18 protein-coding genes and 1 tRNA gene are annotated in these 19,250 nt (G+C 64.9%); 9 read left to right on the top strand and 10 right to left on the bottom strand.

The window, feature by feature from the left end; translation table 11 throughout:
* Positions 1-45 precede the first annotated feature (45 nt).
* The 5 genes from NCS28_RS08720 to NCS28_RS08700 all read left to right on the top strand — a co-directional run bounded on the left by NCS28_RS08720 (position 46) and on the right by NCS28_RS08700 (position 5,522).
* Positions 46-1,092, top strand: a complete 1,047-nt coding sequence (locus tag NCS28_RS08720; protein ID WP_250513448.1) for an endonuclease III domain-containing protein — start codon at positions 46-48, stop codon at positions 1,090-1,092.
* A gap of 129 nt (positions 1,093-1,221) precedes the next feature.
* The gene (locus NCS28_RS08715; RefSeq protein ID WP_250513447.1) at positions 1,222-2,193 is read left to right on the top strand and encodes an acetyl-CoA carboxylase carboxyltransferase subunit alpha; all 972 of its coding nucleotides are present in this window, start codon (positions 1,222-1,224) and stop codon (positions 2,191-2,193) included.
* Positions 2,194-2,231: 38 nt separating this feature from the next.
* On the top strand, positions 2,232-3,659 hold the full coding sequence (gene tilS / locus NCS28_RS08710; protein ID WP_250513446.1) for a tRNA lysidine(34) synthetase TilS: 1,428 nt from the start codon (positions 2,232-2,234) through the stop codon (positions 3,657-3,659).
* A gap of 319 nt (positions 3,660-3,978) precedes the next feature.
* Positions 3,979-5,229 (top strand): aspartate kinase, encoded by a 1,251-nt coding sequence (locus NCS28_RS08705; RefSeq protein ID WP_250513445.1) that lies wholly within the window; start codon positions 3,979-3,981, stop codon positions 5,227-5,229.
* A 200-nt stretch (positions 5,230-5,429) separates the two neighbouring features.
* Positions 5,430-5,522, top strand: a tRNA-Ser gene (locus NCS28_RS08700).
* A gap of 257 nt (positions 5,523-5,779) precedes the next feature.
* Here NCS28_RS08700 and loiP read toward each other — a convergent pair.
* From loiP to NCS28_RS08655, 9 genes are all read right to left on the bottom strand, one after another.
* Positions 5,780-6,538 (bottom strand): metalloprotease LoiP, encoded by a 759-nt coding sequence (loiP, locus tag NCS28_RS08695; protein ID WP_284504801.1) that lies wholly within the window; start codon positions 6,536-6,538, stop codon positions 5,780-5,782.
* A gap of 169 nt (positions 6,539-6,707) precedes the next feature.
* Positions 6,708-7,643 carry a malonate decarboxylase subunit epsilon gene (gene mdcH / locus NCS28_RS08690; protein ID WP_250513444.1) on the bottom strand — a complete coding sequence of 312 codons (936 nt, stop codon included), beginning with the start codon at positions 7,641-7,643 and terminating at the stop codon, positions 6,708-6,710.
* Positions 7,640-8,269 (bottom strand): malonate decarboxylase holo-ACP synthase, encoded by a 630-nt coding sequence (locus tag NCS28_RS08685; RefSeq protein WP_250513443.1) that lies wholly within the window; start codon positions 8,267-8,269, stop codon positions 7,640-7,642. The genes mdcH and NCS28_RS08685 overlap by 4 nt, the downstream gene beginning before the upstream one ends.
* Positions 8,269-9,084 (bottom strand): biotin-independent malonate decarboxylase subunit gamma, encoded by an 816-nt coding sequence (mdcE, locus tag NCS28_RS08680; protein ID WP_250513442.1) that lies wholly within the window; start codon positions 9,082-9,084, stop codon positions 8,269-8,271. The genes NCS28_RS08685 and mdcE overlap by 1 nt, the downstream gene beginning before the upstream one ends.
* Positions 9,081-9,923, bottom strand: coding sequence for a biotin-independent malonate decarboxylase subunit beta (locus tag NCS28_RS08675; protein WP_250513441.1), 843 nt, complete (start codon positions 9,921-9,923; stop codon positions 9,081-9,083). Before NCS28_RS08675 ends, mdcE begins: the two co-directional genes overlap by 4 nt.
* On the bottom strand, positions 9,920-10,222 hold the full coding sequence (locus NCS28_RS08670) for a malonate decarboxylase subunit delta (RefSeq protein WP_250513440.1): 303 nt from the start codon (positions 10,220-10,222) through the stop codon (positions 9,920-9,922). Before NCS28_RS08670 ends, NCS28_RS08675 begins: the two co-directional genes overlap by 4 nt.
* Positions 10,223-10,245: 23 nt before the next feature.
* Positions 10,246-11,112, bottom strand: a complete 867-nt coding sequence (locus NCS28_RS08665; protein ID WP_250513439.1) for a triphosphoribosyl-dephospho-CoA synthase — start codon at positions 11,110-11,112, stop codon at positions 10,246-10,248.
* Positions 11,113-11,117: 5 nt separating this feature from the next.
* Positions 11,118-12,794, bottom strand: coding sequence for a malonate decarboxylase subunit alpha (gene mdcA / locus NCS28_RS08660; protein ID WP_250513438.1), 1,677 nt, complete (start codon positions 12,792-12,794; stop codon positions 11,118-11,120).
* Positions 12,791-13,585, bottom strand: coding sequence for a GntR family transcriptional regulator (locus NCS28_RS08655; protein WP_250513437.1), 795 nt, complete (start codon positions 13,583-13,585; stop codon positions 12,791-12,793). Before NCS28_RS08655 ends, mdcA begins: the two co-directional genes overlap by 4 nt.
* A 144-nt stretch (positions 13,586-13,729) precedes the next feature.
* Here NCS28_RS08655 and NCS28_RS08650 point away from each other — a divergent pair, with 144 nt between their 5' ends.
* The 3 genes from NCS28_RS08650 (at position 13,730) to NCS28_RS08640 (ending at position 16,236) form a co-directional block, all read left to right on the top strand.
* Positions 13,730-15,043: an MFS transporter gene (locus tag NCS28_RS08650; protein ID WP_250513667.1), complete on the top strand. Its 1,314-nt coding sequence runs from the start codon at positions 13,730-13,732 to the stop codon at positions 15,041-15,043.
* Positions 15,044-15,232: 189 nt separating this feature from the next.
* A complete protein-coding gene (locus NCS28_RS08645; protein WP_250513436.1) occupies positions 15,233-15,592 on the top strand; it encodes a hypothetical protein in 360 nt (119 codons plus the stop codon).
* Between the two features lie 269 nt (positions 15,593-15,861).
* Positions 15,862-16,236, top strand: a complete 375-nt coding sequence (locus NCS28_RS08640; protein ID WP_250513435.1) for a hypothetical protein — start codon at positions 15,862-15,864, stop codon at positions 16,234-16,236.
* 92 nt (positions 16,237-16,328) lie between these two features.
* On the opposite strand, the gene fabI is transcribed toward NCS28_RS08640, so the two are convergent.
* Positions 16,329-17,126: an enoyl-ACP reductase FabI gene (gene fabI, locus NCS28_RS08635; protein ID WP_250513434.1), complete on the bottom strand. Its 798-nt coding sequence runs from the start codon at positions 17,124-17,126 to the stop codon at positions 16,329-16,331.
* A 298-nt stretch (positions 17,127-17,424) separates the two neighbouring features.
* Here fabI and NCS28_RS08630 point away from each other — a divergent pair, with 298 nt between their 5' ends.
* Positions 17,425-19,245 (top strand): extracellular solute-binding protein, encoded by a 1,821-nt coding sequence (locus NCS28_RS08630; protein ID WP_502801173.1) that lies wholly within the window; start codon positions 17,425-17,427, stop codon positions 19,243-19,245.
* Positions 19,246-19,250 lie beyond the last annotated feature (5 nt).

Below are 19,250 nucleotides of genomic sequence, written 5' to 3'. Positions count from 1 at the left end.
GCGGCCATTCGAACCCTCTGATCGGCTCACCAGGCAGGAGGCAAGATGGCAACGGCCAGGAAGACGCCGGTCAAACGACCCGCGTCTGTTAGCGATGCGTCGGGCGCGGGAAAGCGCACGCGCGGCGCGCAAACGAAAGCGGACACGCAGGGATTCGATGGCGCAGGCGCGACGGGCGGCCGCAAGACAGCGGTCAAACGTAGCGTCGCCGGCGCGAAGCCGGCACGAAGCGCAGCGCTCAAGGCGGCGAAGCCCGAGACGGCGGCGCGCCTGAACGGAGCCGCGCGCCCATTGAAGGCGGGCACGGAAGAAGCCGAAGCGTCGCCCGCGAAGGGCAACGGCCGCGCGGTCGCCGGCGATGGCGCAAGCGCGCAGGCGCTCGTCGCGGAGCGTGGCGAGGTCGTGCGCAAGTCGCGCGTCGTCACGTCCGACGCGGCGGTGCCGGTGCAGATCGGCGGGCTTACGCGCGAGATCGTTCGTCCCGACTACTGGGATCGCGCGTGCGCCGATCTCATGAAGCGCGACCGCATCCTCAAGAAACTGATCCCGAAGTTCGGCGAGATCCATCTCGTCAATCTCGGCGATCCGTTCTCGACGCTCGCGCGCTCGGTGGCCGGCCAGCAGATTTCGGTGAAGGCCGCGCAAGCCATTTGGGAACGCGTGAAAGGCGCATGCCCGGAAGTTCACCCTGCGCATTTCATCCGGCTCGGTCACGAGAAGCTGCAGGCGTGCGGCTTGTCCAGACGCAAGGCCGAATACATTCTCGATCTCGCGCAGCACTTCGAATCCGGCGCGCTGCACGTCGATGCATGGACGTCGATGGACGACGAAGCCGTGATCGCCGAGCTTACGCAGATTCGCGGCATCGGCCGATGGACGGCCGAGATGTTCCTCATCTTCAATCTGTCGCGCCCTGACGTTTTGCCGCTCGACGATCTCGGCCTGATTCAGGCCATCAGCGTCAACTACTTCAGCGGCGAGCCGGTGACGCGCAGCGAGGCGCGCGAAGTCGCGGCGAACTGGGAGCCGTGGCGCACGGTCGCGACGTGGTACATGTGGCGCAGTCTCAATCCGATTCCGGCGGATCACTAAAATACACTCGCGCGGGGCGCGCGAATTTCGCGGACTATCGTTGATTTATAATCGATAGTTCCCGCGCAGATTTTTGAGGGACGGTCGCGGTTAGAATACGCGCTGCCCGATGTTCTAGGACTCGAACATATGAAGACCACGTTTCTGGATTTCGAGCAGCCGATCGCTGAACTCGAAGCGAAGATCGAAGAACTCCGCTTCGTTCAGGACGATTCCGCTGTCGATATTTCGGAAGAAATCGAGCGGCTGTCGAAAAAGAGCCAGCAGCTCACGAAGGATCTCTACGCGAACCTGTCGCCGTGGCAGGTTTCGCAGATTGCGCGTCACCCGCAGCGTCCGTACACGCTCGACTATGTGAGCGAACTTTTCACCGATTTCCACGAATTGCATGGCGACCGCGCCTTTGCGGACGATCTCGCGATCGTCGGCGGCTTCGCGCGTTTCAACGGTCAGCCGTGCATGGTCATCGGCCATCAGAAGGGCCGCGACACGAAGGAACGCGCGCTGCGCAACTTCGGCATGCCGCGCCCCGAAGGCTATCGCAAGGCCGAGCGTCTCATGCGCACGGCCGAGAAGTTCAGCCTGCCGATCTTCACGTTCGTCGATACGCCGGGCGCGTATCCGGGCATCGGCGCGGAAGAGCGCGGACAGTCCGAAGCCATCGGACGCAATCTGTATGTGATGGCCGAACTCAAGACGCCGATCATCACGACGATCATCGGCGAGGGCGGCTCGGGCGGCGCGCTCGCGATCGCGGTCGCCGACACCGTGATGATGCTGCAGTTCTCCACCTACTCGGTGATCTCGCCGGAAGGCTGCGCGTCGATTCTGTGGAAGAGCGCGGCGAAGGCGCCGGAAGCGGCCGAGGCGCTCGGTCTCACGGCGCATCGGCTGAAGGCGCTCGGTCTCATCGACAAGATCGTGAATGAGCCGCTCGGCGGCGCGCATCGCGATGCGAAGGGCATGGCCGCGCTTTTGCGCCGCGCGCTCGCCGATTCGCTGCGTCAGTTCCAAGGCATGAGCGTCAACGACTTGCGCGAGCGCCGCTTCGAGAAGCTGATGGCGTACGGCAAGTACAAGGAATCGCTGCCGGGCGTTTGATCGAGCCTTCTTCGGCATCTCATCTTTCACGAACTCTCGTGACATCCGATATCGAAACCCCAGCCGGCCGCCTCGTCTTCGAGGCGGTGCGCGCGACGGTTTCGGATGCGGATCTTTCCTCCGATGCGCTGCTCGCGGTCGCGTTGAGCGGCGGACTCGACTCCACCGTGCTGCTCGACGCGGCCGTCCGTTGCTTCGGCGCGCGGCGCATCGTCGCGCTGCATATTCATCACGGCCTGAGCCCCAACGCGAACGCGTGGGCCGCGCATTGCGAGAGCTTCGCGGCGTCGCTCGACGTGCGATTTGCCGTGCGTCATGTCGATGTCGCGCGCGCGGGCGGCGAGAGCCTCGAAGCCGCGGCGCGCGACGCGCGTTACCGCGCGCTCGACGACCTTTGCGACGAGCACGGCGCGAAGGCGCTCCTGATCGCCCATCACGCCGACGATCAGGCCGAAACCGTGCTGCTGCAACTGCTGCGCGGCGCGGGTGTCGCGGGCCTCGCGGCGATGGCGCCGCAGCGGGCGGACGGCGCGGTGCCGCGTCTGCGTCCGCTTCTGCGATTGCTGCGCGCGCAACTGGAGCAATACGCGCATGAACGCGATCTGAGCTGGATCGACGACGAATCCAACGGCGACACGCGCTACTCGCGCAATGCGCTGCGCCATGACGTGCTGCCCGTGCTCGCCGTGCATTTCCCCGGTTTTCGCGACGCGCTCGCGCGCACGGCATCGCATGCGGCGTCGGCGCAGCGGCTTCTGGATCAACTCGCGCGCATCGATCTCCACCACGTGCAAAGCGCGGGCGAAGAGGGCGCGCTCACGCTCGACACGTTCCTCGCACTCGACGACGACCGCGCGATCAACCTCATGCGTTTCTGGATTCGCTCGCGCGGCTTGCTCGCGGCATCGACGGCGCGTATCGCCGACATGCTGCGTCAGTTGCGCGATGCGGCCGCCGCGCGCGACGGTCACGCGCTGCGCGTCGATCATGCGGGGCATAGCTTGCGCGTCTATCGCAATGTTCTGTTCTGGGAACCGGGCGACAGCGGCGACGCGCCCGATCTCGATGAGGGCGCGAGCCCGTTCAAGGCCGCGGTGGAACTGCAATGGCGGGACGAGGAAGTGTGGCGTCTGCCGCAATGGCGCGGCTCGTTCGTGTTCGAACGGGTCGATATTCCCGCTGACGATGTGATCGGGGAAGGCGTGTTGCGCGCAGCACCGCTCGCCGTGCGCTCGCGTGCCGGCGGAGAACGCATGCGCGTCGCGCCCGAAGCGCCGAGCCGCACGCTCAAGAATCTGTTTCAGGAGCGCGGCGTGCCGTCCTGGAAGCGCGATGTGCCGCTGCTTTTCGTCGGCGAGGCGTTGCTGTTCGTGCCGCATGTGGGCGTGAATCGCGAGGCGGCGCCGAGCGCGGCGCATGGTCCGCTGCGCCGCATCTCGTGGCGGCCGGATTTGCTGCTGGCGTGAGGCGCGGCGCGGCGTCATGCGAGGCCGGTAAAATCGCCGTCACGGGCGCGCCATCTTGTAATTTCAGCCTCGATCGGGTACGGTAACTCGTTTTCGCCCAAGCGCGTTTTTGCGCGGCATCTCCGTTCAAAAGACTCGATTCGCCCGCAACCACGCATCCGTGCGCCGCGTACAACATTGGTGCGAGCGCGCGACGGGCGTGCGGCAGCGCCCGCTGTTCGTAGGCTTCGACATCCCCTGAAGCACATCGAGCGCGAGTCTCAAGCGCTCTCGCGCCAACGCGCGTGAAGCGCGGTTTTCCCTCCAGTTCAAAACGACAATGGCACTCATCGTACACAAATACGGCGGCACTTCGATGGGCTCGGTCGAGCGCATCAAGAACGTCGCCAAGCGCGTCGCCAAATGGCACAAGGCCGGCCACAAGATGGTCGTCGTGCCCTCGGCGATGTCCGGCGAAACCAATCGCCTGCTCGGCCTCGCACGAGACGTCAAGGCCGATCCGGACCCGCGCGAACTCGACATGATTGCCTCCACCGGCGAGCAGGTGAGCGTGGGCCTTCTAGCCATCGCGCTGCACGCCGAAGGCCTCGACGCAGTGAGCTACGCCGGCTGGCAAGTGCCGATCAAGACGGACAGCGCGTTCACGAAGGCGCGCATCAGCGAGATCGACGGCGAGCGCGTACTGAAGGATCTCGACGCGGGCAAGGTCGTGGTCATCACGGGCTTCCAGGGCGTCGATCCCGATGGTCATATCGCGACGCTCGGCCGCGGCGGCTCGGACACGTCGGCGGTGGCGATCGCGGCGGCCATGAAGGCGGACGAGTGCCTGATCTACACCGACGTCGACGGCGTCTACACGACCGACCCGCGCGTCGTCGAAGAAGCGCGCCGGCTCGACCGCGTGACCTTCGAGGAAATGCTGGAAATGGCGAGCCTCGGCTCGAAGGTGCTGCAGATCCGCTCGGTGGAATTCGCCGGCAAGTATCAGGTGAAGACGCGCGTGCTCTCCAGCCTGACCGATCCGCTGATGCCGCTCGCCGACGAGATGCACTCCGGCACCCTGATTACTTTTGAAGAAGACGAGAACATGGAAAAAGCAGTGATTTCTGGCATCGCGTTCCAGCGCGACGAAGCGCGCATCGCGGTCATGGGCGTGCCCGACAAGCCGGGCGTCGCGTATCAGATTCTCGGGCCGGTCGCCGATGCGAACATCGACATCGACATGATCATTCAGAACCAGAGCGTGAACGGCAAGACCGACTTCACGTTCACGGTCGGTCGCGGCGACTATCAGCGCGCGCTCGAAATCCTGAATAACCAGGTGAAGGGCCACGTTCAGGCGGAAACCGTGCTGGGCGACCCGAAGGTGTCGAAGGTGTCGGTGGTGGGCGTTGGCATGCGCTCGCACGTGGGCATCGCGAGCACGATGTTCCGCACGCTGTCGGAAGAGGGCATCAACATCCAGATGATCTCGACTTCCGAAATCAAGATTTCTGTGCTGATCGACGAGAAGTACACCGAACTCGCCGTGCGCGCGCTGCACAAGGCGTTCGAACTCGACCGCGCGTAATTGATTGCGTGTGGTCGCGTGCAACACGCGTATACAGGCTCGCGGCGGGTTCGAGTCTTCGCACCGTTACGGTTCGCGGAGCAGGGCAATCCGGTATTGATCGTTTTGAAAAAAATAATCATGCGAATTTGACCCGGGCCTTCGAACACGCTATTATCTCGATCTCGTTGCACTGCACTCCCGGTGCGACGAAAAGTTTGGGAGACGTGGCCGAGAGGTCGAAGGCACTCCCCTGCTAAGGGAGCATCTGGCTAAAAACTGGATCGAGGGTTCGAATCCCTCCGTCTCCGCCAGTAGTCGTAAAAAAGCCCCGCAAGTTAAAAACTTGCGGGGCTTTTTCTTTTCGCGCCGCGATCCGCTTTCGAGCTACGACATTACTTCGTCATCCTGTCTTTTGAAGGGCGTACAAGCCCCGCATAGGCAGTCGCCGGCCCTTATGTCGGCGCCAAGTTCGTCGTCGGCTTCCGTGGGCGTGCACTACTACTTCTTCTGATTGTCTCGCCAATGCGCGCGCGTTCCTGTATGCGCGCGCATTGCGCTCAACTACGCATCACTTGCCCGACGCGATCCGATCCTGAATATGCTTCGCACGCGCCGGCGACGACGGATGCGAACTCAGCATGCTCGACTTGCCGCCATCGATCGATGCGAGCTTCTGAAGCGCGGTGACGAGTCCCGCCGGGCTGTATCCCTTCTTCTTTTGCGTGTCGAACGAGTAATCGTCGGCGGCGCTTTCCTGCGTTTGCGAGAACTGCGCGTTCACGAATTTCTCCGACAGATCGCCGAGCTGCGAAGCCGACAGATTCGCGACGACGCCGCCCGCCGACGACGCCACCGAGCGCGCCGCCGACGTCGCATACGCGACTTGCATCGCCTTCTTGGTGTGGCCGAGCGCCACGTGACCCATTTCGTGGCCGACGACGCCGCGCACTTCGTCGTCGTTCATCAGGTCCATGAGGCCGCTATAGACGCGCACGCAGCCGTTCGCCATCGCCCACGCATTAACGTCCTTCGTCATGTAGACCTTGTAGTTGACGGGCACGCCGTTGATGTTGTCGCCGAGCTGCTTCGAAATCTTGTTCAGGCGCTGCGTGTATTGGCTCGACGCGGGCGCGATCTTGTTCTCGCTGTCCAGCTGCGCGCACGACTTGTCGGAGATCGTGCGCACGTCGGAATCGCTGAGCGACAGTGCCTGTGTCGCCAGCTGCCCGGATTGCAACAGCTGGTTCGGATCCATGCTGCTCATGCTGCTGCACGACGCGAGGGTGAATACGGCGGATGCCGCCAGCGCGATGCGGAAGATCGTCATAGTTTTACCTTTGGAATGTCATTGTGGTTGTCGTTGCGCGCGGATGCGCGGACGCCGGCGAAATGCTAATGACAGTCGACTTGTAAGCAACGCGAAAATTCCGATTTTGCTGGCAGAAAGCTTAGAAACGCCAGCGCGAAGCGCGAATCAGTCGCGCACGGGAAGCGAATCAATCGTTCGCGCGGTTCTGTGCGATGCGCACGCGCGCGGCGATCGTGCCGATCGGCGCTGCGTCCGTCGCGTAGGCGGGCGCGCCGGGCAGGGTGTCGGCGATAAGCGAGGTCAGCGTCTGTCCCGGCGGCATCTCGACGAAAACGTTCGCGCCGAGTTCGGAGAGCGCGATCGTCGAATCGTGCCAGCGCACCGGATAGCGCAGATTGGTGGCGAGGTCTTCGCGAATGGCGTCGGCGCGTCGCAGCACGCGGGCGCCGCGATTGCCGACATACGCGATGCGCGGCGTATCGATGCGCACGTCGCGCGCCGCTTCGATCAGCTTTTCGGCGGCGCCTTCGAGCAGCACACAATGCGACGGCACGCTCACGCTGAGCCGTTCGGCCTTGCGCGCGCCGCGCGATAACGCGATATCGCGGACCTGCGCGAGCGCGGCATCGCTGCCCGACACGACGATCTGGCGCGGCGCGTTCAGATTGCCGATGTAGGCATCGGCGCCGCTATCGGAGATCGCGCGGGCGATCTCGCTCTCGTTCAATCCGAGCACGGCGAGCATGCCGTAACCGCGCGGATACGCGTCCTGCATCAGTGTCGCGCGCAGGCGCACGAGCTTCAGCGCGTCGTCGAAGGCGATCGCGCCGCACACGACCGCCGCGCCGTACGCGCCGACAGACAGCCCCGCGACGCCTTCCGGTTCGATGCCTTCCTCCGCGAGGGCACGCGCCGCCGCCACGCCCGCGACGACGAGCGCGATCTGCACGGCGACCGTCGACGCGAGGGCATCGGCGGTATCGAGCGTGAGCACGTCTACGCCGAGCACGGCGGACGCTTGCGCGAGCGTGCGCGCGATCGCGGGATGCGGCGGGTCGCCGCCGAGTCGATGCAGAAAGCCGGGCGTCTGCGCGCCTTGTCCGGGAAAGAGATACGCGATCATGCCGTCGTCCACGGATCGTCGACGAGCCTTGGGCCGTCAGCATGCCGCAGCATCACGCGTAGATTGGCGCGCGCGAATTCGGCGAGCGAGAACGCGGCGTCGGGCGTTTCGATCTGCACGTCGATGCGCGTGGCTTCCGTCTGCGCGGCGCGCGAGAGCGCGTCGAACAGCGACGATGCGTCGGCGCGCGACAAAGGCGACGGCGCGCGCACGACGATATCGAGGTCGCTGTCGCGCGTGATCGTCGGCATCGCGCTCGCGAGCTCGAAGCCGGCGCTGCCGGCCGGACCCCAGTCGAGGCCGTACCGGTCGATGATCGAATGCACCGCGCGCAGCAGCGCGAACGCGGGCAGGGCGGCGCGCGCGGAATTGGGTTCGCGCATGCGCAGATCTTCCGGCCCGAGGATCGCTTCGATCCAGCGCGGCTCGATCCACGTGCCGAAGCGTTCGCCGCGCGTCGCGCCGCGCACCCCGATTGCGATCGCATCGCCGATACGGGGCGCGCGCCGCACGACGACGAACGGCGCGCGCGCGAGCGACGCGGCGACCCAATCCGGCGCTTCGTCGGAGAGCGCCGCGCCGGGCGCGAGCCGAAGCAGATCGTGCGGACGCGGCGTCCGGTTCATCATGCGCTCCACTGCTCGCGCATGCGCCTGCGCACTTCGATCGACGCCGCGCGCATGCGTTTCGCATCGGCGGAAGCGAGACGGACGGACAAATCGCGCGGACCGTTGCGTGCATCCTTCACTGCAGCGGCGAGCGACGCCTTGACGCGCTCGATATCGGCGGAAGAGGGCGCATCGGCATCGACGCCTTCGATCAGTTCGTGCAGCAAGCCGAGCTTCGCGTACGCGCTCATCTTGTACGACATCGGCAGAACGGTGTCGCCGAGCGCGTCGAGACTCTCGACGCTGCGTCGCGTGACGCGCGCGGCGGCTTCCTTGCCCATCGCGTGAACGGCCGTGCCGGGTGCGTCCAGCGCGACGATGCGGTTCGCCTGATAACCGTGCGCGAGATACGCGCCCGACATCGCCGGCCCGACGATCAGCGCGATCACCGGATGACCCGCGAGCCGTGCGCTCGCGTAGGCGTCGACGGCGGCCGCGCACGCGAGATGAATGCCGAGCAGTTCCTCGCGGCGTCCGTACGCCTGGCTTTTGACGTCGACGACGGCGACGATCGGGCGTTTGACGTCGGCATCGCGGTCGGCGTCGATCGCCTCGCGCACGGCGCGCGCGAGCAGCCAGCCTTGTTCGAGTCCGACGACGTTATCGGTCGCGCGGGGATAGCGGTTCTGCGGATCGGGCACGACGGCGAACAAGCGCGCGCGTTCGCCGTCGAGCAGGCCGTCGCGGGCGCGGACCGGTCCGCTTTCGGTTTGCGCGGATGGCGAAGTCAGCGCGTCGAGCCAGCGCTCGCCGCGGGAAAGTGCGTCGGTCATGATGTGCCCCAGAGTGTGCGCAGCATGTCGGGATCGATCGCGTCCGGGTTCACTTGCGCAAGACGCGCGATGAAGCCGTCGACGTTCTCGCTGCGATGCTGCTTCGGCACGCCGCGTTCGAAGGCGGCGAGCACGGCGTCGCGGACCTGATCCGTATCGTCTTCGACGAGCGTATCCGCAAGCCCCACCGCGACGCGTTCCTCGCCGCCGATCATCGACCAGATCAGACGCCGGTCGCCGGAATCGAGTTCTTCGATGCCCGCTTCCTGTTCGATCACTTCCGGCCCGTTCATGCCGAGCCGCGCCTGACGCGTCATCACGAGTTCGGTGCACAGCGCGGCCGCGAGCGACATGCCGCCGAAGCAGCCGACCATCCCGCCGATCACGCCGACCACCGGCACATGACGCCGCAGCGCGACGATCGCCGCCTGAATTTCGGCGATGGCAGCGAGCCCGAGATTCGCTTCCTGCAGGCGCACGCCGCCGGTTTCGAACAGCACGACGGGGCGGATCGCGCGTCCGGCTTCGAATTCGCCCAAGGCCATTTCGAGCGCCGCGGCGATCTTCGCGCCCGACACTTCGCCGATGCTGCCGCCCTGAAACGCCGGCTCGATCGCCGCGATCAGCGCCGGCTCGCCGCCGAGCGTGCCGCGCGCGATGACGGCGCCGTCGTCGGCCTGGCAGACGATGTTCTGCATCGGGAGCCACGGCGATTCGATCCGGTCGAACGGACCGAGCAGCTCGCGGAACGTGCCTTTGTCGAAGAGCGCGCGCGTGCGTTCGCGCGCCGTCAGTTCGATGAAGCTGTGCCGCGCGAGAAACGTGTCGTGCGCGTTCATGGCGTGTCTCCTTCGCTCGCTTCGACGGCTTCGTTCAGTCTCAGCATGACGACGCCGGGCGTCGCGCCGAAATCGTTCAGCTCGATCTTCGCGGCGCCGTCGTAGCGCTGGAAGAAGCGGTCGAGCACGCTTTTCCACACGTGCCCGTAACCATCGACGCTCGTGCGGATCACCACTTCCGCGTTCGCGTTCTGCGACGGCGAGAGCAACACTTCGAGATCGCCCGAGCCGACCACGCCCACGTGCGCGCGGTGCGTGACGGGCCGTTTGGCGGGATATTCGTATCGCATGTTTTCCATCGTTCGTTCCTCTTCGATGCGCCTTAAACGAGACGCCTGAGACTGTCGAGAAAGAGTGTCGCCGCGAGCAGGTCGGCGGCGCCGCCGGGCGATGCGTTCAAAGCCAGCAATTCGGCTTCGAGCCGCGCGAGCGCGGTGCGTCCTTCCTGCGCGCTCACGCCGCCGTGCTTCATCACGTATTTCGCGCCGCGTTGCGCCGCATCGAGCGCGTTCATTCCGCCGCGATGCAGGAGGCACGTATCGTCCAGCGACGCGATGATCGCGATGAGCGCATCGAGTCGCGCGTCGGATTCGTCGAGACCGCGTGCGCGTGCATCGTCGAGCGCGAGCAGGCCGATGAGCCGTGCATGCGGAAAGCCGTCGCGCGCTTCGCCCCGCGCGCCCGCGACCCGATAACGCTCGCTCACGCGCGCGCCGTGACTCGCCTTGACGGACGCGGGCGCATAGCGATCGTCGTAGCGCGCGATCGCCGCGGCCGAGGCGCAGATCGCGTCGCTTTCGTCGGGTGCGTGCATCGCCGCGCCCGCGCATAACAGACCGACGATCCATATCGCCCCGCGATGCGCGTTGCTGCCGTTCGTCGCGCGCATCATCGCGGCTTCGCCTTCACGGCCGATGCGCGCCAGTTGCTCGCGCAGCGCCTGCGACGGCTGCACGCCATGAGCCGCCCGCGCGATTGCAAGAAACGTCGGTTGCAGCGCGCGTGCGGAACGCAGCATCGTGTCGAGATCGAGATCGCGATGCGCGCCGCTGCCGCGTTCATCGACGAGCGCGGGCTTGGGCGTGAGACGCGCTTCGGCGATGAGCGCATCGACGGCATGTGTCGCGATGATCAGCGGCGAAGTCGAATGGTCGCGGACTTCGTCGCGCAACAAGGGAAGGGCGTTCATCGCGATCACCAGCTTCTGAAGCGTGCGGGCGGCACATAGAGGCCGCCCGACCACGCGACGAGATCGTCGATGCTGCGCGCCGCGAGCAGCGAGCGTTTCGCTTCGCCGCGCCGCACGCCCAGATCTTCCGGATACGCGACGATGCCGCGCCGCCTCAACTCGGCGGTCTTCGAAGGATCGGCGCGCATGCCGACGGGCGTCACGCCCGCGACGGCCGCGAGCGCGGCGCGACGCTCGTCGACGCCTTCGGCCGCATGCAGGTACGCGATGCCTTCCTCGGTCACGACGTGCGTGACGTCGTCGCCGTAGATCATGACGGGCGCGATCGGCATGCCGCTTTTTTCGCCGACGGCAATCGCATCGAGCGCGTCGACGATGGTCGGCTCGCCGCCTTTCTTGTACGTCTGGGCGGTTTGCACGACGAGCTTGTGGCCGCGCGCGATCTTCGGGTTCGGGCCGTCGTCCTTCAATAGCTTGAGCCACGCTTCGCTCGAATGGCGGCGGCCGCGCGGATCGTGTCCCATGTTCGGCGCGCCGCCGAAGCCGGCGAGCCGTCCGAGCGTGACCGTCGACGAGTTCGCGTCGGCGTCCATTTGCAACGTCGATCCGATGAAGAGATCGACGCCGTATTGCCCCGCGAGCTGGCAGAACACGCGATTCGAGCGCAGGCTGCCGTCGCGGCCGGTGAAGAACACGTCGGAGCGCGCCGCGATGTAATCCTCCATGCCGACTTCGCTGCCGAAGCAATGCACGCTCTGCACCCAGCCCGATTCGATCGCGGGGATGAGCGTCGGATGCGGATTGAGCGCCCAGTTCGTGCAGATCTTGCCTTTCAGTCCGAGCGATTCGCCATACGTCGGCAACAGCAGTTCGATTGCGGCCGTATCGAAGCCGATGCCGTGATTGAGCGCCGTGACGCCATAACGCTCGTAGATGCCGCGGATCGTCATCATCGCCATCAGGATTTGCAACTCGCCGATGTGGCGCGGATCGCGCGTGAAGAGCGGCTCGACCGCGAACGGGCGATCCGCCTGAACGACGACATCGACCCACGAGCCGGGAATATCGACGCGCGGCAGTTCATCGACGATTTCGTTCACCTGCGCGACCACGATGCCGTGCCGGAACGCGGTGGCCTCGACGATCGTCGGCGTGTCCTCGGTATTCGCGCCGGTATAGAGATTGCCGTGACGATCGGCCTGCACCGCGCACACGAGCGCAACCTGCGGCGTGAGATCGATGAACATGCGCGCATATAGTTCGATGTACGTATAGATTGCGCCTATCTCCAGCATGCCGTCTTCGAGCAGTTGCGCCACGCGCAGGCTTTGCGGCCCGGCGAACGCGAAATCGACCTTGTGCGCGATGCCTTGCTCGAAAAGCGCGAGATGCTCCGGCCGGCTGATGCTCGAGATGAGTAGATGGATGTCGTGCACGTGCTGCGGATCGAGCTTCGCGAACGCGCGCGAGAGGAAGTCGGCCTGCTTCTGGTTGTTGCCTTCGAGCGCGACGCGATCGCCCGCGACGATCAACGCGCTCAACGCATCGACGATGCGCTCGGGATCGAGCACGGCGCCGTCGAGCCACGGCTCGATCAGCTTCAGGCGCCGCGCTTTTTCCTGCGCGCGCGTGTTCCAGTTCCGGCTTGCGGAGAGGGCGTCAGCGGGTGTGGACGAGTTCATCGGTCTGTCTCTGGAGAAGTCGTTCGGGTCGTGCGGGAAGATGCCGAAGCGCGCGGGCGGCGTTTCTTCTTGACGTGGCTCGATAGAGCGAGCGATTGGGCATCGGCGAGAAAGCGGTGAATCAGTTCGCCCGTCGCAAGCAGATGGCGCGCGACGAGCGTTTGCGCCTGTTCGATATCGCGCGCGACGAGTGCATCGAAGATCGCGCGATGCTCGGCATCGGATGAATCCTTGTGTATCGGCAGCCCGAGCTTCAGACGCAGATAGCGTTCGCCGCGCCGATGCATCTGGCCGATCAGCTCCATCAGGCGCGGACGATCCGCGGGCGCGTAAAGACTCATGTGGAACTGCTCGTTGCGCACGACGTACAGCGCGGCATCGGGCTCGTTTTCGGCGGCTTCGAGCAGGCGCTTCGCGTCGGCGAGCGTCTCGGGCGTGTGATGCCCGATCGCGATGCCGATAGCCAGGCTTTCGAGCGACGCGCGTATCTCGTAGATTTCGCGGGCCTCGTCGGCCGATTGCAAGCTAACGGCCGCGCCCCGGTTCGGCTCGATCGTCACCCAGCCTTCGCTTTCGAGCTGGCGAAACGCTTCGCGCACCGGAATGGCGCTCACCGAAAACTGCCGCGCGATGGCGTCCTGACGCAGCGGCTCGCCCGGCAGCAGCGCGCCTTCGACGATCGCGCCGCGCAGCGCATCCGCGATGAAGCGCGACGTGCTCTGGCGCGGCTCGAATTGCGCGTCGCGGAATGTGGCCGGAGGCTGCGCTGCGGCGGAGAGGTCTGTCGGCATGGCTAGGTGAAAGTGCTGAGTTGTGGTGTGTCGATGTTCAAATATTATATATAAAAATGCACACGGAACCCCGGTGCTTTCCCTAGACGCCAGAACAAACACTTTTAACCGGCGCGTCGTTAATTTCTTTGGAGAGACATGGCCATGCCGACAACGCTCGATGGACAGGTAAGCGCCACGCGCGCCACGAAGACGCCGCTCAACCGCTCGCAGATCACCGGTTTCTGGGGCGCGTGGGCCGGCTGGACGCTCGACGGAATGGATTCGTTCATCTACGCGCTCGTGCTCGCGCCGGCGCTCACCGAACTGTTGCCGCGTTCGGGCTACGAGGCGACGCCGGCGAATGTCGGGCTCGCCGGCTCGATTCTCTTCGCGCTCTTTCTCGTGGGGTGGGGACTCTCGTTCATCTGGGGTCCGCTCGCCGACCGTTTCGGACGCACCAAGGTGCTGGCGGCGACCATCTTCACGTTCGCCATCTTCACGGGCCTCGCGGCGACCGCACATACGGTGTGGGAGCTGGGCATCTATCGATTCTTCGCGGGCGTGGGTATCGGCGGGGAATGGGCGCTGGCCGGGACGTATGTCGCGGAGGCGTGGCCGGAGGATCGCCGGAAAATGGGCGCGGGTTATCTGCAGACCGGCTACTACGCTGGCTTCTTTCTGGCCGCTGCGCTGAACTACACGATCGGCGCGGCGTTCGGCTGGCGCGCGATGTTCCTGGTCGGATTGTTCCCGGTCGTCGTGTCGATCATGGTGCTCTTGCGCGTGAAGGAAACCGACAAGTGGGAGCGCGCCGAATCCGTGGCGCCGCATGTGAAGCACGAGAGTTCGCTCAAGGCGATCTTCAATGCGCAATATCGCAAACGCACGACCGTCGCGGCGGTGCTGTTGACGGTGGCGATCATCGGTCTGTGGGCGGGCGCGGTGTACGAGCCGTCCGCGGTCGTGCAGCTCGCGACCAAGGCCGGCATGGACAAGCATGACGCCGCGCGCATGGCGTCGATCGCGACGGGGCTGCTTTCCATCGGCACGATCATCGGCTGTCTCGCGCTGCCGCCGATGGCCGAGAAGATCGGCCGTAAAAAGACGCTCGCGGTGTACTTCGTCGGCATGGCGGCGTCGATCGCGCTCGCGTTCGGCTGGGCGTTCTATCTGCCGAACGGGCTCGTGCCGTTCATCGCGCTGCTCGTCGTGCTGGGCTTCTTCGGCGGCAACTTCGCGCTGTTCTCGCTGTGGCTGCCCGAGCAGTTCGAAACCCGCGTGCGCGCGACCGCGTTCGCGTTTTGCACGTCGGTGGGGCGCTTCTTCGGCGCGATCGTGAACTTCGGCATCGGCGCGATGGTGCTTCACATGAAGACGCTCGGCATGCCGATCGCGATTACGGCGGTGGCATTCCTCATCGGCCTCGCGGTGATTCCGCTCGCGCCTGAAACCAAAGGGCAGGAACTGCCCAACTGAGCGACGCAAAGCACTTCTGCATACAGCGGCCTTGGTGATTCGAAGGCCGCTTTTTCATATGCGAACGAGCTTACTTTTCGTAAGTTTTCATCGCGGTAATGGCGCGTTACGAAGTCGAACACTTGAGGCCACGTCCGTCCGATATAGTCCCGTCAACACAACAAACAACCCATCGAGGTGGGGCATCACATGAACAAGGTATCGAAGGCTTCCGTGCTGGCTGGCGCCGTGATGATCAGCGCACTGATGTCGTCCGGCGCGGCCAATGCGGGCGTGTCCGTGGGCATCAATCTCGGGGTGCCCGCGCCCGTGTACGTCGCTCCCGCGCCGGTCTATGCGCCGCCTCCGCCGCCCGTCGTGTACGCGCCGCCTCCGCCGCCGGTGTATGCGCAGCCGGCCATCGTGATCGGCTGGCATGGCGATCGTTACTGGGACGGCCGTCGTTACTGGAATCGCGACGACTACTATCGCCATTACGATCACGATCACGGTCATGATCACGGTCACGGCTACGGAAACGACAACGGCCATCACAACGGCTGGCATTGAGCGTCGCGCGTTGCAGAAGAAGGGCATAGGGAGCCACCCGTTCATAGCGGGTGGCTTTTTCATTGCGGCTTCACGCGCAGAAAGGCAGATCCGCCGGTAGAACGACACCCGCAAGGATTTCCCACCTCGATGCAATGTAACAAAAGGTAAGCTTTCTCCTGACATTAAGCCGGGACGCGCAGGAACTTACAAAGCTGAAATATTGCGATGAAAGCTTTTCGTTATAGTTCGAGCCAAGCGAACAAGCAGAGAGCGAGGTTGAAATGCAGATGAACAAGAGACGCTCGGGACGATTCGTGGCGGCCGTGCTAGCAGTCGCGGCGCTGAGCGCGACGGGCGCCGCGCACGCCGATGTGCACGTGGGCGTGAACGTCGGCATTCCGGCGCCGGTGTATGTCGCGCCGACGCCGGTCTATGCGCCGCCACCGCCGCCCGTCGTCTATCAGCCCGCGCCGATGTATGCGCCGCCGGTGGTCATCGGCTGGCATGGCAACCGGTACTGGGACGGCCGGCGCTACTGGAGCCGCGGCGACTGGAATCGCTATCACGGACATGGACGCGGGCCGCATCATGGTCCGCCGCCGGGGCACGGACATGGGCATGGCAATGGTCACGGGCATGGCGGCCCGCACGGGCATCGCTGAAGGCCGGCTCGAAAAAGGGCCGCAGCCCGCAAAAAAAAAGCGCCGCTCACGTGAAGTGAGCGGCGCTTTTCTTTGAAGCAGCAAACGAGCGGTTATTCCGCCTCGCCGCCCATTCCGCCGACGACCGCATGGAACCCCGCATCGACATGAAGGACTTCCGCGCTCACGCCGCCCGACAGATCCGACAGCAGAAACGCCGCGACATTGCCCACTTGCTCGATCGTCACGTTGCGCTTGAGCGGCGCGTTCTCCTCGACGAAGTTCAGGATCTTGCCGAAGCCCTTGATGCCGCTCGCCGCGAGCGTCTTGATCGGGCCGGCCGAAATGGCGTTGACGCGCACGCCCTTGCCTCCGAGCGACGGCGCCGCCGCCATGTAACGCACGCTCGCCTCGAGCGATGCCTTCGCGAGACCCATCGTGTTGTAGTTCGGCAGCGCGCGTTCGGCGCCGAGATAGGAGAGCGTGAGGAGCGACGAGCCGTCCTTCAGCATCGGGAGCGCGGCCTTCGCGAGCGCGGGGAAGCTGTACGCGGAGATGTCGTGGGCGACGCGGAAGTTCTCGCGCGTCATGCCGTCGAGGAAGTCGCCCGCGATCGCCTCGCGCGGCGCGAAGCCGATGGAATGCACGAGACCGTCGAGCGTGTCCCAGCGTTCCTTCAGCGACGCGAAGAGCCCTTCGATCTGCGCATCGTCGGCGACGTCGCAGGGATAGACCATATCGCTGCCGAACTCGGTCGCGAATTCGGTGATGCGCTCCTTGAATCGCTCGCCGACATACGTAAACGCCAGTTCCGCGCCTTCGCGCTTGCAGGCCTCGGCGATGCCGTAAGCGATCGAGCGGTTCGACAGCAGGCCCGTCAGCAGAATTCGTTTTCCAGCGAGAAAGCCCATGAATGCTCCTTCTTTGATGTCAGTGTCGCGCGCGGGCGCTGAGAAGAACAAAAGCAGCGGATGCCGCGCGTAGCGCGCATCGCGCGATCGGCCTGCATCAAGACGCCTGGATGCCGGGCCGAACGGTGCGTGATTTTGGGTAGAATTCTCTCACATCGCAATGCCCCGCCGAGGATTCTCGCGGCGTTCGCTTCGGCGTCCGCCCGGGTCACTCAAACGCATCACACCCTCACTTCGCGCCAAGAGGCACATGACGACCCGTACGACGATCCGCTCGTTTCGCGCCTCATCCAACTTCATGGCGCTTGTACTGGCCGGATCGATCGCTTCGTTCGCTTGTCCCGCGCATGCGGTTCACGCGATCGCCCAATACGGCGAGCCGAAATATCCGGCGGGGTTCAGGCACTTCGATTACGTCAACCCCGACGCCCCGCGCGACGGCACCCTCGTGCTCGCGAATCCGAACCGGCTGACGAGCTTCGACAAGTTCAATCCGTTCACCTTGCGCGGCAACCCGGCGCCCGGTCTTTCGCTGATGTTCGAGAGCCTGACGACGGGCAGTTCCGACGAAGTATCGACCGCATACGGCCTGCTCGCCGACGATATCTCGGTCGCGCCCGACGGCATGTCGGCGACCTTCCACATCAATCCGAAAGCGCGCTTTTCCAACGGCGATCCGGTCATGGCCGAGGACGTCAAGTTCTCGTTCGAGACGCTCAAGAGTCCGCTGGCCGCGCCGCAGTTCTCGGTGTACTTCGGGCAGATCGCGCGCGCGGTCGTCGTCGATCCGCGCACGATCCGCTTCGAGTTCAAGACCGCGACGCGCGAGATGCCGCTGCTCGCGGGCGGCATTCCGGTGTTTTCGCGCAAGTGGGGGATGAAGCCAGACGGCACCCGCATTCCGTTCGATCAGATTGCGTTTCAGAAGCCTATCGGCAGCGGGCCGTATCTGATCGACCGGTACGACAACGGCCGCACGATCTCATACCGGCGCAATCCGGATTACTGGGGCGCGTCGCTGCCGGTGCGCGTCGGCACGTTCAATTTCGCGCACATCGACTACAAGCTGTACGGCGATGCCACCGCGCGTCTCGAAGCCTTCAAGGCGGGCGAGTACGACGTGCTCGTCGAATATGTCGCGCGAAGCTGGGTGCGGCGCGATATCGGCAAGCGCTTCGACAGCGGCGAGCTCATCAAGCGCGAGTTCCCGCAGCACAACGGCACGGGCATGCAGGGATTTTTCATCAACACGCGCAAGCCGCTTTTCAAGGACGTGCGCGTGCGCCAGGCGCTCGATCTCGCGCTCGATTTCGAGTGGCTCAACCGGCAGCTGTTCTTCAATCAGTACAAGCGCATCGACAGTTTCTTCGTCAATACGGATCTTCAGGCGAAGGGCACGCCGACCGAAGGCGAACTCGCGATCCTGAACCCGCTGAAAAAGGAACTCGATCCCGCCGTGTTCGGTGAGATGCCGCGCCAGCCCGACACCGATCCGCCCGGGTCGCTGCGCGCGAATCTCATCAAGGCGCGCGAATTGCTCCGCCAAGCCGGCTGGACGTATCGCGATGGCGCGCTGCGCAACGCGAAGGGCGAGCCGTTCGTCTTCGAGATTCTCGACGACACGGGCGGCGGCGCGTCGATGGAGCCGGTCGCGGCCGCGTTCGGGCGCAATCTGCAGAAGCTCGGCATCGCGATGAACTTTCGCACCGTCGATTACGCACTCATCCAGAAGCGTCTCGATGCGTTCGATTTCGACGTGACGAGCGTGCGCATGCCCGACGTGCAGGTGCCGGGCACCGAGCAGGTCTCGCGCTTCGGCAGCAAGTCCGCCGACGAGCAGGGCTCGGACAATCTCGCGGGCGTGAAGTCGAAGGCCGTCGATGCGATCCTGCAGAAGGTGATTTCCGCGCAGACGCGCGAGCAGCTCGTCGACGCGACGCATGCGCTCGATCGTGTGCTGATGAACGGCTACTATGTGGTGCCGCACTGGTACTCGGCGACGCATCGCGTGGCGTATCGCAATACGCTCGCGTATCCGTCGACATTGCCGTTGTATTACGGCGCCGAGGAATGGGTCATATCGACGTGGTGGGCTACGTCCGCGCCCGCGGCGAAATAAAGGAC

Origin of the sequence: Caballeronia sp. INDeC2, assembly GCF_023631325.1 — a bacterium.
In the GTDB taxonomy this organism is placed as follows: Bacteria; Pseudomonadota; Gammaproteobacteria; order Burkholderiales; family Burkholderiaceae; genus Caballeronia.
The sequence above is the reverse complement of the archived record's forward strand: the minus strand, read 5'-3'. Positions and strand labels throughout refer to the sequence as shown.